Annotated in this window: 15 protein-coding genes; 12 read left to right on the top strand and 3 right to left on the bottom strand. The window is 62.3% G+C overall.

The features are described from left to right. The 7 genes from AC04MI_RS19640 to AC04MI_RS19610 form a co-directional block, all read left to right on the top strand. On the top strand, nucleotides 1–1,222 hold a 1,222-nt coding region (locus AC04MI_RS19640), incomplete at its 5' end, for a DNA translocase FtsK (protein ID WP_476498478.1). Between the two features lie 44 nt (nucleotides 1,223–1,266). Next, a complete protein-coding gene (lolA, locus tag AC04MI_RS19635) occupies nucleotides 1,267–1,899 on the top strand; it encodes an outer membrane lipoprotein periplasmic chaperone LolA (protein WP_055403072.1) in 633 nt (210 codons plus the stop codon). A gap of 96 nt (nucleotides 1,900–1,995) precedes the next feature. Then, the gene (locus tag AC04MI_RS19630; RefSeq protein ID WP_436078079.1) at nucleotides 1,996–3,351 is read left to right on the top strand and encodes a replication-associated recombination protein A; all 1,356 of its coding nucleotides are present in this window, start codon (nucleotides 1,996–1,998) and stop codon (nucleotides 3,349–3,351) included. 357 nt (nucleotides 3,352–3,708) lie between these two features. Beyond that, nucleotides 3,709–4,638, top strand: coding sequence for a branched-chain amino acid ABC transporter permease (locus tag AC04MI_RS19625; protein ID WP_476498477.1), 930 nt, complete (start codon nucleotides 3,709–3,711; stop codon nucleotides 4,636–4,638). A 13-nt stretch (nucleotides 4,639–4,651) separates the two neighbouring features. Further along, complete coding sequence (locus tag AC04MI_RS19620; protein ID WP_476498476.1) at nucleotides 4,652–5,728, top strand: ABC transporter permease subunit; 1,077 nt, start codon at nucleotides 4,652–4,654, stop codon at nucleotides 5,726–5,728. 20 nt (nucleotides 5,729–5,748) lie between these two features. Next, nucleotides 5,749–6,543, top strand: coding sequence for an ABC transporter ATP-binding protein (locus tag AC04MI_RS19615; protein WP_476498475.1), 795 nt, complete (start codon nucleotides 5,749–5,751; stop codon nucleotides 6,541–6,543). A 2-nt stretch (nucleotides 6,544–6,545) separates the two neighbouring features. Further along, nucleotides 6,546–7,274 carry an ABC transporter ATP-binding protein gene (locus AC04MI_RS19610; RefSeq protein ID WP_476498474.1) on the top strand — a complete coding sequence of 243 codons (729 nt, stop codon included), beginning with the start codon at nucleotides 6,546–6,548 and terminating at the stop codon, nucleotides 7,272–7,274. Here the strand turns inward: AC04MI_RS19610 and AC04MI_RS19605 are convergent. Next, complete coding sequence (locus AC04MI_RS19605) at nucleotides 7,259–7,558, bottom strand: hypothetical protein (protein WP_162251097.1); 300 nt, start codon at nucleotides 7,556–7,558, stop codon at nucleotides 7,259–7,261. The genes AC04MI_RS19610 and AC04MI_RS19605 overlap by 16 nt on opposite strands. On the opposite strand from AC04MI_RS19605, the gene AC04MI_RS19600 reads away from it, so the two are divergent. From AC04MI_RS19600 to AC04MI_RS19590, 3 genes are all read left to right on the top strand, one after another. Beyond that, nucleotides 7,488–7,850: a DMT family protein gene (locus AC04MI_RS19600; RefSeq protein WP_015013099.1), complete on the top strand. Its 363-nt coding sequence runs from the start codon at nucleotides 7,488–7,490 to the stop codon at nucleotides 7,848–7,850. The two genes, AC04MI_RS19605 and AC04MI_RS19600, sit on opposite strands and share 71 nt — an antisense overlap. Nucleotides 7,851–8,028: 178 nt before the next feature. Beyond that, nucleotides 8,029–8,676: a DUF47 domain-containing protein gene (locus AC04MI_RS19595; RefSeq protein WP_476498473.1), complete on the top strand. Its 648-nt coding sequence runs from the start codon at nucleotides 8,029–8,031 to the stop codon at nucleotides 8,674–8,676. Between the two features lie 19 nt (nucleotides 8,677–8,695). Then, entirely contained in the window at nucleotides 8,696–9,706 is a 1,011-nt protein-coding gene (locus tag AC04MI_RS19590; protein ID WP_056747483.1) for an inorganic phosphate transporter, read from the top strand. Between the two features lie 117 nt (nucleotides 9,707–9,823). Here AC04MI_RS19590 and AC04MI_RS19585 read toward each other — a convergent pair whose 3' ends face one another. Together AC04MI_RS19585 and AC04MI_RS19580 are read right to left on the bottom strand one after the other, a co-directional pair. Further along, nucleotides 9,824–10,270, bottom strand: coding sequence for a TM2 domain-containing protein (locus AC04MI_RS19585; protein ID WP_056747484.1), 447 nt, complete (start codon nucleotides 10,268–10,270; stop codon nucleotides 9,824–9,826). Nucleotides 10,271–10,280: 10 nt separating this feature from the next. Then, nucleotides 10,281–10,802 (bottom strand): GNAT family N-acetyltransferase, encoded by a 522-nt coding sequence (locus AC04MI_RS19580; RefSeq protein ID WP_056061071.1) that lies wholly within the window; start codon nucleotides 10,800–10,802, stop codon nucleotides 10,281–10,283. A gap of 145 nt (nucleotides 10,803–10,947) precedes the next feature. Between AC04MI_RS19580 and rpsP the strand changes: the two genes are divergently transcribed. Both rpsP and rimM read left to right on the top strand, forming a co-directional pair. Continuing rightward, nucleotides 10,948–11,199, top strand: a complete 252-nt coding sequence (gene rpsP / locus AC04MI_RS19575; protein ID WP_015013104.1) for a 30S ribosomal protein S16 — start codon at nucleotides 10,948–10,950, stop codon at nucleotides 11,197–11,199. Nucleotides 11,200–11,273: 74 nt separating this feature from the next. Next, a partial coding sequence (gene rimM / locus AC04MI_RS19570) for a ribosome maturation factor RimM (RefSeq protein WP_476498472.1) occupies nucleotides 11,274–11,739 on the top strand: 466 nt, incomplete at its 3' end.

Raw genomic sequence — 11,739 nt, 5'->3', positions numbered from 1 at the left:
GGTGGAGACTATTCCCGGCAAGAACTACATGGCGCTGGAACTGCCCAACGCCAAGCGGCAGTCCATCCGCCTGTCCGAAATCCTGGGATCGCAGGTCTACCATGAGGCCAAGAGCATGCTCACCATGGGCCTGGGCAAGGACATCGTGGGCAACCCGGTGGTGGCCGATCTGGCCAAGATGCCGCACGTGCTGGTGGCGGGTACCACGGGCTCGGGCAAGTCGGTGGGGATCAACGCGATGATCCTCTCGCTGCTGTACAAGGCCGAGGCGCGCGATGTGCGTCTGTTGATGATCGACCCSAAGATGCTSGAAATGTCGGTCTACGAAGGCATTCCGCACCTGCTGGCGCCCGTGGTCACCGACATGAAGCAGGCGGCGCATGGCCTGAACTGGTGCGTGGCCGAGATGGAGCGCCGCTACAAGCTCATGTCCAAGCTGGGCGTTCGCAACCTGGCGGGCTACAACACCAAGATCGACGAGGCCAAGGCCAAGGAACAGTTCATCTACAACCCCTTCAGCCTCACACCCGAGGAGCCAGAGCCGCTGCAGCGCCTGCCGCACATCGTGGTSRTSATCGACGARCTSGCCGACCTGATGATGGTGGTGGGCAAGAAGATCGAAGARCTSATCGCCCGCCTKGCGCARAAGGCGCGCGCMGCCGGCATCCAYYTGATCCTGGCCACSCAGCGSCCCAGCGTSGAYGTGATYACCGGCCTSATCAAGGCCAATATCCCGACCCGCATCGCGTTCTCGGTGGGCTCCAAGATCGACAGCCGCACCATCCTCGACCAGATGGGYGCCGAGGCGYTGCTGGGCATGGGCGACATGCTCTACATGSCSAGCGGYACGGGCCTGCCGATCCGGGTGCATGGCGCCTTCGTGTCGGACGAAGAAGTACACCGTGTCGTCAGTTACCTCAAGGAACAAGGGGAGCCGGACTACATAGAAGGCGTGCTCGAAGGTGGAACTGTGGATGGCGAGGGTGATCTGTCAGGGGAGGGCGGTGGCGGCGAAGGGGGCGAGAAGGACCCSATGTACGACCAGGCSGTCGAAGTGGTGCTSAARRACCGCAAGGCCAGCATCTCTTACGTGCAGCGCAAGCTGCGCATTGGCTACAACCGCTCGGCGCGGCTGCTGGAAGACATGGAGAAGGCTGGACTCGTCAGTGGCCTGACCACCAGCGGCCAGCGTGAAGTGCTGGTACCCAACCGCAGCGAATGATCGGCCGGACCGCAAGGCCGGACCCTACCCCACAGGAGTTTCTGTTGAAAAAGATCGCTACTGCAATTTTGATAGCTGCTGCGGCAAGCATGGCTAGCGCTGACGGGCTGAAAAGCCTGGAATCCTTCATGAAGGGCACGCAGACGGGCAAGGCCGACTTCACCCAGACTGTGACCTCGCCCCCCAAGGACGGCCAGACCGCGCGCACCAAGACATCGAGCGGCAGCTTTGAGTTCCAGCGCCCTGGGCGCTTCAAGTTCGTCTACAAAAAACCTTTTGAGCAAACCATCGTGGCCGACGGCCAGACGCTGTGGCTGTACGACGTGGACCTGAACCAGGTCACGCAGCGCTCGCAGTCCCAGGCGCTGGGCAGCACGCCCGCTGCGCTGCTGGCGTCCGCGCCGGACCTGTCGGCGCTGAAGGCCGAGTTCACGCTGGAGGCCTCGCCGGATGCGGATGGCCTGCAGTGGGTGCTGGCCAGCCCCAGGACCAAGGACGGCCAGCTCAAGAGCGTGCGTGTGGGCTTTGCGGGCGAGCAGCTGGCGGCCCTGGACATTCTGGACAGCTTTGGCCAGCGCTCGCTGATTCGCTTTACCGGTATGCAGGCCAATGCGGCGCTGCCTGCCAGCACGTTCCAGTTCAAGCCTCCGGCAGGGGCTGATGTGGTGAAGCAGTAGTTTCTGCTCTTGAAACAATAGCTGCCAACGCATGATTTTTAGGCGCTAGAAGCCAATTTGGCTTGAAAATCAGCGTACTGTAGACAGGATACGAACATGGCAGCACGCGGTGCCTCCGCCCCTTCTCCGGCACACCCCTCCGCCCATCAGCCCCTGGCAGAACGCCTGCGGCCCCGTACGCTGGGCGAGGTGATCGGGCAGCAGCATGTGCTGGGCCCGGGCATGCCGCTGCGCCTGGCCTTCGAGTCAGGCCGGCCGCACAGCTGCATCCTGTGGGGCCCACCTGGAGTGGGCAAAACCACCATTGCGCGCCTGATGGCTGATGCGTTCGATGCACAGTTCATCAGCATCAGCGCCGTGTTGGGCGGGGTCAAGGACATTCGCGAGGCGGTGGAGCAGGCCCAGGCCGCGCGCGATGGGTTGATGCAGCAGCGCACCATCGTGTTTGTGGACGAGGTGCACCGCTTCAACAAGAGTCAGCAAGACGCGTTCTTGCCACACGTTGAATCAGGCCTGTTCACCTTCATCGGCGCCACCACCGAGAACCCTTCGTTTGAGGTGAATTCCGCGCTGCTGTCGCGAGCGGCGGTCTACGTGCTGCAGCCGCTGTCTGAGCAAGATTTGAAGCAGATTGTGGCCCTGGCGCAGGAGGAAGATGCGCTACCTGCTATCGAAGGTGTAGCAATCGACCGCTTGGTGGCCTATGCCGATGGCGACGCGCGTCGCCTGCTCAACACGCTCGAAACCCTGGCCATGGCGGCTGCGCAGGAGAAGCTTTCCGAGATCACCGATGCCTGGCTGCTCAAGGTGCTGGGCGAGCGCATGCGCCGCTACGACAAGGGCGGCGAGCAGTTCTACGACACCATCAGCGCGTTGCACAAATCGGTGCGGGGCTCTGACCCCGACGCTGCGTTGTACTGGCTGGTGCGCATGCTCGACGGCGGTGCTGACCCCCGCTACATGGCGCGCCGGCTGGTGCGCATGGCAGCCGAGGACGTGGGCCTGGCCGACCCGCGCGCATTGCGCCTGGCACTGGACGCGAGCGAGGTGTACGAGCGCCTGGGCAGCCCTGAGGGCGAGCTGGCGCTGGCCGAATGCGTGGTGTACCTGGCGGTGGCGCCCAAGTCCAACGCGGTCTACAAGGCCTACAACGCGGCGCGGGCCTGGGTCAAACAGGATGGCACACGCCCGGTGCCCATGCACCTGCGCAATGCGCCCACCAAGTTGATGAAAGAGCTCGACTACGGCAAGGGCTACCGCTACGCCCACGACGAAGAGGGTGGCTTTGCGGCGGGGGAGAGCTACCTGCCCGAAGGCATGCCAGAGCCTGGCTTCTACCAGCCCGTGGAGCGGGGTCTCGAAATCAAGATTGCCCTGAAGCTGCGTGAGCTGCGCGAACGCAATGCCGCAGCAGCCACGCCAGGCCTCCAGGATTCAGACACCGTCTCCTGATCCGAGACCTGGTCGGTGGGGCGAGGTGGCCGCGCATGTCCTGCGGCAGTCCCAAGGTGCAGCGCAGCCTGCTTTATGCCGATTCTGCATGATCAAGGTAATAAGTTTGCACATCAATTATCTTGCGTGCATCAAAATTCCTTATGCAGTGCGTGGCGCGCTGATGTGACCAAAACCCGAGGGAAAACCCCGCCCGGCTTGGATTGGGGCGGTTGTGACTACTCGCTACAATCCCGTCCACAAACCCGCACAGCTGCATTCCTGGCGGGTTTTTTGCTAGATGGCAGTCGGGCCCACAAGGCTGTACCGATTCCGGTGCCAAAGCGGTGGGTACGTCACAAACGAAGGACTTCTCTTATGGACATTTTGCTGCAACAGATCATCAACGGTCTGGTACTCGGCAGCATGTACGCCTTGATAGCCTTGGGCTACACGATGGTGTACGGCATTATTCAACTCATCAATTTCGCCCATGGCGAGGTGCTCATGATCGGCGCCCTCACCAGCTGGAGCTGTATTGGAATGATGCAGGCTGCCATGCCCGGCGCGCCGGGTTGGGTCATCCTGCTGCTGGCCACGCTCATCGCCTGCGTGGTCGCTGCCACGCTCAACTTCGTGATCGAAAAGGTGGCCTACAAGCCACTGCGCACCAGCCCCCGTCTTGCCCCCCTGATCACKGCCATCGGCATGTCGATCCTGCTGCAGACGCTGGCCATGATCATCTGGAAGCCCAACTACAAGCCCTATCCCACGCTGCTGCCCAGCACGCCGTTCCAGTTGGGTGGTGCCTACATCACTCCCACCCAGATCCTCATCCTGGGGGTGACCGCGGTGGCCCTGGCTTCCCTGGTCTATCTGGTCAACCACACCAACCTGGGCCGCGCCATGCGCGCCACGGCGGAGAATCCCCGCGTGGCCTCCCTGATGGGTGTGAAGCCCGACATGGTSATCTCGGCCACCTYCATCATCGGYGCCRTSCTSGCGGCCATCGCSGGCATCATGTAYGCCTCCAACTACGGCAYSGCGCAGCAYRCSATGGGCTTCCTGCCSGGSCTCAAGGCCTTCACSGCGGCGGTGTTCGGCGGTATCGGCAACCTGGCCGGTGCGGTGGTGGGCGGCATCCTGCTGGGSCTSATCGAAGCCATCGGCTCCGGCTACATCGGCACGCTCACGGGCGGTTTGCTGGGCAGCCACTACACCGACATCTTTGCGTTCATCGTGCTCATCATCATCCTGACGCTGCGCCCCTCGGGCCTGCTGGGTGAGCGTGTGGCCGATCGCGCCTGAGGAGCCTCACACCATGAAGAACACCAAAACCAACTGGATCATCGGCGCCGTCGCGCTGCTGGTGCTGCCGCTGATCCTGCAATCCTTCGGCAACGCCTGGGTGCGTATTGCCGACCTGGCCCTGCTGTACGTGCTGCTGGCCCTGGGCCTGAACATCGTGGTGGGCTACGCCGGCCTGCTGGACCTGGGCTACGTGGCGTTCTACGCCGTGGGCGCCTACCTGTTTGCCTTGATGGCTTCGCCGCACCTGGCGGACAACTTTGCGGCGTTTGCCGCCATGTTCCCCAACGGGCTGCACACCTCGCTGTGGATCGTGATACCGGTGGCGGCGTTGTTAGCGGCGTTCTTTGGTGCCATGCTGGGGGCGCCCACGCTGAAGCTGCGCGGTGACTACCTGGCCATCGTGACGCTGGGCTTCGGCGAAATCATCCGCATCTTCCTGAACAACCTGGACCACCCGGTCAACCTGACCAACGGCCCCAAGGGCCTGGGCCAGATCGACTCGGTCAAGATCTTTGGCTTGGACCTGGGCAAGCGCTTGGAGGTGTTCGGTTTCGACATCAATTCCGTCACCCTGTACTACTACCTGTTCCTGACCCTGGTGGTGGTGTCCATCATCATCTGCTACCGCCTGCAGGACTCGCGCATCGGCCGCGCCTGGATGGCCATCCGTGAAGATGAAATCGCTGCCAAGGCGATGGGCATCAACACCCGCAACATGAAGCTGCTGGCCTTCGGCATGGGGGCTTCGTTCGGCGGCGTGTCGGGTGCGATGTTCGGTGCGTTCCAGGGCTTTGTGTCGCCCGAGTCGTTCAGCCTGATGGAGTCGGTSATGATCGTYGCCATGGTGGTGCTGGGCGGYATCGGCCACMTKCCKGGCGTGATCCTSGGCGCCGTGCTGCTGKCKGCSCTGCCCGARGTGCTGCGCTAYGTGGCMGGCCCKCTGCAGGCCATGACSGAYGGYCGCCTSGACKCSKCCATCCTGCGCCAGCTSYTSATYGCGCTGGCCATGATCATCATCATGCTGATGCGTCCCCGTGGTCTGTGGCCTGCGCCCGACCATGGCAAGAGCCTCACGCAGAAGACCTGAACACCGCAGAAAGTTAGAACATGGCAGAGAACATTCAGAAATCAGCCAGCGACGTGGTGCTGCGGGTTGCGGGCATYTCCAAGCGCTTCGGCGGCCTGCARGCSCTYTCCGACGTSGGCATCACCATYRAGCGMGGCCAGGTSTATGGCCTSATCGGCCCCAACGGCGCMGGCAAGACCACSTTCTTCAACGTGATCACCGGCCTGTACACCCCCGACAGCGGTACCTTTGAACTGGCTGGCAAGCCCTATGAGCCGACGGCCGTGCATGAAGTGGCCAAGGCGGGCATCGCGCGCACCTTCCAGAACATCCGTCTGTTTGCAGAAATGAYGGCACTGGAAAACGTGATGGTGGGCCGCCACATCCGTACCAAGTCTGGCCTGCTGGGCGCTGTGCTGCGTACCAAGGGCTTCAAGGAAGAAGAGCTGGCCATCGCCAAGCGCGCACAGGAACTGCTCGACTACGTGGGCATTGGCAAGTTTGCCGACTACAAGGCGCGCACCCTGAGCTACGGCGACCAGCGCCGCCTGGAGATCGCCCGGGCCCTGGCCACCGATCCGCAACTGATTGCGCTGGACGAGCCCGCCGCCGGCATGAACGCCACCGAGAAGGTGCTGCTGCGCGAGCTGATCGACCGCATCCGCAAAGACAACCGCACCATCTTGCTCATCGAGCACGACGTGAAGCTGGTGATGGGCCTGTGCGACCGTGTGACGGTGCTCGACTATGGCAAGCAGATCGCCGAAGGCAACCCTGCCGAAGTGCAGAAGAACGAAAAAGTGATTGAGGCCTATCTGGGCACCGGAGGACATTGAGAATGGCCGAAAAATCCAACAAGGTACTGCTGCAGGTCAAGGGCCTGAAAGTGGCCTACGGCGGTATCCAGGCCGTGAAGGGCGTGGACTTCGAAGTGCGTGAAGGCGAGCTGGTCTCGCTGATCGGCTCCAACGGYGCCGGMAAGACCACCACCATGAAGGCSATCACYGGCACCCTGGCCATGAACGACGGCGACATCGAGTACCTGGGCGAAAGCATCAAGGGCAAGGGCGCCTGGGACCTGGTGAAGAAGGGTCTGGTGATGGTGCCGGAAGGTCGTGGCGTGTTTGCGCGCATGACCATYACCGAAAACCTGCAGATGGGCGCCTACACGCGCTCCGACAAGGCCGGCATCCTGGCTGACATCGAGAAGATGTTCACCATTTTCCCGCGCCTGCGCGAGCGCAAGGACCAGCTGGCCGGCACCATGTCGGGCGGTGAGCAGCAGATGCTGGCGATGGGCCGAGCGCTGATGAGCCAACCCAAGGTGCTGCTGCTGGACGAGCCTTCCATGGGCCTGTCCCCCATCATGGTGGACAAGATATTTGAAGTGGTGCGCGACGTGTACGCGCTGGGCGTGACCATCGTGCTGGTGGAGCAGAACGCCAGCCGCGCGCTGGCGMTTGCCGACCGCGGCTACGTGATGGAGTCCGGCCTGATCACCATGTCGGGCCCTGGCCAGCAGTTGCTCAACGACCCCAAGGTGCGCGCTGCCTACCTGGGCGAATAAGCGACCGCAAGCCTGCGCACCGCTGGTGTGGTGCGGCGGCTGTCCAGCAAGGCACTCCCTCGGGAGTGCCTTTTTTTATGTCTGTTGGTGGGGGTGGTGTTGCAGTAAATTGCTATTAAAAATATAGCTGACAAGGTATGTAACACCAGCACAATCGATTGGTTTTGTTCATAATCGGCCGCTTCGTTCACTTCCCCAGCCTGCCGCTCCACCATGAACGCGCTCCAATCCCTGCCTATTTCTTTGCAAACGGTATTGCTGCTCACTGCCAGCAATATCTTCATGACCTTTGCGTGGTACGGCCACCTGAAGAACCTGGCGTCTTCGCCGTGGTATGTCGCGGCCCTCGTCAGCTGGGGTATCGCGCTGTTTGAATACCTGTTGCAGGTGCCGGCCAACCGCATTGGCTTCACCCAGTTCAACGTGGGGCAGCTCAAGATCATGCAAGAGGTCATCACGCTGGGCGTGTTTGTGCCCTTCGCCGTGTTCTACATGGGGCAACCCCTGAAGTGGGACTACCTCTGGGCGGGGTTGTGCCTGGTGGGGGCGGTGTATTTCATCTTCCGGGGCGCCTGAAGACACAGGGCCTGAACGGACGGCGTGTCGTCGCCCACGGCGCCGTGCGCATGACTGCATGAGGCAGTGGCATCAGTCCCTGCAGGGCGCACGGTTAAACTCGCCGGGTCACGAAAGCGTCATGGTTCTGTCATGGCGCGGCCTTTTCTCACCATTCGTTCCCGATCCAGGAGTCTCCATGCTGTTTGCCAAGCTGTTGCCACGCGAAGGCAATTTTTTCGAAATGTTCAACCAGCATGYGGACCGCATCGTCGAGGCGGCCCGGGCCTTCTCGCAACTGGTGGCCAACTACAGCGACCCGCACCTGCGCGACAAGTACAACCAGGATGTGGACAACGCCGAGCGTGCCGCCGACCGAGTGACGCACGAGGTGAACAAGGCCATCCACAAGACCTTCATCACSCCSATCGACCGYGAGCAGATCCACAMGCTSATCAAYACSATGGACGAYGTGGCCGACCTGATCCAGGACTCGGCTGAAACCATGGCGCTGTACGACGTGCGCCACATGACGGAAGAAATCACCCGCCTCACGGACCTGAGTCTCAAGTGCTGCGAGCGCCTGCGCGATGCCGTCAAGCTGCTCGACAAGATCGCCGACCCAGCCGTTGCCGAGGCCGCGCTCAAGACCTGCGAGGAGATCGACAAGCTCGAATCCGACGCCGACCGCGTGATGCGCAGCGCCATGAGCAAGCTGTTCCGCGAGGAGCCCGATGTCCGCGAGGTGATCAAGCTCAAGGCCATCTACGAACTGCTGGAGACGATCACCGACAAGTGCGAGGACGTGGCCAACTGCATCGAGGGCATCGTCCTCGAGAACTCCTGATCCGCGCAGGCTGACCAGTATGGAAACCGTACAGACGGCCCTCTGGGTTGTGGTTCTGCTTGTGGCCCTGGCAATCCTGTTCGACTTCATGAACGGGTTCCACGACGCGGCCAATTCGATCGCCACGGTGGTCTCCACCGGCGTGCTCAAGCCCGCGCAGGCGGTGCTGTTTGCCGCCTTCTTCAACTTTGTGGCGATTTTTGTCTTTCACCTGAGCGTGGCAGCGACGGTGGGCAAGGGCATCGTGCAGCCCGGCATTGTGGACACGCACGTGGTGTTTGGCGCCCTGGTGGGCGCGATCACCTGGAACGTGATCACCTGGTACTACGGCATCCCCAGCAGCTCCTCGCACGCCCTCATCGGCGGCATTGTGGGCGCTGTGATTGCCAAGGCCGGTGCGGGGGCGCTGATCTCGGCAGGCATCCTTAAGACCGTGGCGTTCATCTTTGTGTCCCCACTGCTGGGTTTTGCGCTGGGTTCGCTCATGATGGTGGCGGTGGCCTGGATCTTCCGGCGCACGCGCCCCAGCAAGGTGGACAAATGGTTCCGCCGGCTGCAGCTGGTGTCTGCCGGCGCCTACAGCTTGGGGCACGGCGGCAATGATGCGCAAAAGACCATCGGCATCATCTGGCTGCTGCTGATTGCCACCGGGTACTCGTCGGCGTCTGATGCCTCGCCCCCCACCTGGGCCATCATCAGCTGCTACGTGGCCATTGGCCTCGGGACCATGTTTGGCGGCTGGCGTATCGTCAAAACCATGGGCCAGAAGATCACCAAGCTCAAGCCGGTGGGTGGCTTCTGCGCCGAAACGGGTGGGGCGCTGACCTTGTTCCTGGCCACCACACTGGGCATTCCGGTGTCCACCACGCACACCATCACGGGCGCCATCGTCGGTGTGGGCTCCACGCAGCGCGCCAGCGCCGTGCGCTGGGGCGTGGCCGGCAACATCATCTGGGCGTGGATTCTGACCATCCCAGCAAGTGCCTTTGTGGCCGCCGTCGCCTACTGGATCAGCCTGCAGCTGTTCTGATGGCGGAGTTATCGCGAATGCTATTGAATAGATAGCATTCAAGGCAATCAACACTAGCGCATACGCCCCACTGAGTGTGAATTCGATGGGGCGTTTGCATTGGCGCCTGCCAGCGGATCACTGCGAGATCTTGCGCGCTTCCTCGATCTGGTACTCAAAGTACCGCTGGAAACTGAACGCCAGGCTGGCCATCAGTACCGTGGTCCCGATCAGCAGGGACACCACGATGGCGCCCACGGTGATCCATTGCGTCCTGCCTGGCGCGGCGTCTGGTGCGGCGCTGGGGTTGTAGCGCGCATTCCATGCCTCGGGTGTCATCAGCGCGTACAGGATGGCACGCAGCGCACAGGCGGCAATCGTGAAGCCCAGCAGCGGTATCAGCGCCCAGCTGTAGTGGTCGTCCTGGCCGAGTTGTTGCACCCGCTGAATGCCATAGATGCCCAGCGCCGTGGGGATGGGCAACAACCAGCCGAGCATGTCGGACAGGCCATGAAGGTAAAAGCGGTGCAGGCCCAGAGGTCCGCCGACAAAGGCGAGCCAGGCGGCTACGGTTTTGTTTTTCATGGGTGCCGCGCTATTCGGGAGAAGTGGTGTCGCCCGCGCCCAGGGTCTTTTCCATGAGCACGATGTCGCGCCAGGCGCCGAACTTCCAGCCCACCGAGCGCATGATGCCCACATCGGTGAAGCCCAGGGCCCGGTGCACGCCGATCGAGCCTGCGTTGGCAGAGTCTCCAATCACCGCCAGCAGCTTGCGCACGCCAGCCGCTTCGGCCTGTACCGCCAGCTCGGCCAGCAGCTTGCGGCCCAGGCCCATGCCGCGGGCCTGATCGGCCACGTAGATCGAGTCTTCGGCCGAGAAACGGTAGGCCGGGCGGGGTTTGAACCAGTTGGCATAGGCAAAGCCCAGCACTTGACCGTCTTTCTCCGCAACCAGCCAGGGCAGGCCACGCGCCAGCACGTCAGCGCGGCGGCTTGCCATGTCGGCTTCGGAGGGGGGATCTATCTCGAAGGTGCCCGTGCCGTGGAGCACATGGTGTTGGTAAATGGCCGTGATGGCAGGAATATCGCTGTCAGTGCTGGGGCGGATAGAGGGCATTTTGGGGAAATGGATATAATCGCAGGCTTTGCAGCGTGTCGCTGGCCGGGTGGCCATGTCGCGTGTCTCAAGCGTTGCGAATATGGTTGCGAACACTGTGGCTTACGGCAAATGTTGCCGGAGTTCACCACCCGAAGGATAAATCATGGTCGTCATTCGACTCTCCCGCGGCGGCTCCAAGGGCCGTCCTTTCTTCAACATCGTCGTTGCTGACAAGCGCGTGCGCCGTGATGGCCGCTTCATCGAGCGCATCGGCTTCTACAACCCCACCGCCAAGGAATCTGAAGAAGGCCTGCGCATCGTGCAAGACCGTCTGGCTTACTGGGTGGGCGTTGGCGCCCAGTCCTCCCCCACGGTGGACCGCCTGATCAAGCAAGCCGCCAAGAAGGCTGCTTAAAGCTCCCTGAAAAGGGCGGGTTCCGTCGGCTGGTCTGGCGGAACCCGCCCTTTTCTCATTCTGGATTCACTGCCATGGCCACCACACCGTTGACCCTCGAACCCGCAGAACTGCCTGCCGACGCCGTTGAAGTGGGGCGCATCGCAGATGCCTGGGGCATCAAGGGCTGGTTCAAGGTCCTGTCGCACAGCAGCAATCCCGAGGCGCTTTTTTCGTCCAAACGCTGGTATTTGCAGCCCTCCGAGCGTGGTGCCAAGACCTTCAGCGGCACCGTGCTGCTGCCCATCCGCCAGGCCAAGGATCATTCGGACTCCGTGGTGGCCTGGGCGCAGGGCATTGATGACCGCAATGGGGCAGAGGCGTTGCGCGGTGCGCGGATTTTTGTGCCGCGATCCAGTTTTCCATCCACCTCCGAAGACGAGTACTACTGGGTCGATCTGATCGGTCTGTCGGTCTTCAACCGTGAAGGTGTGGCGCTGGGCGAGGTGCGCGAGTTGATGTCCACCGGTCCACAGACCGTGCTGGTGCTGGCCTATGAGC

It is taken from the genome of Acidovorax sp. LjRoot204, assembly GCF_056175785.1.
Note: the sequence above shows the minus strand (reverse complement) of the source record. Positions and strands in the feature narration are given on the sequence as shown.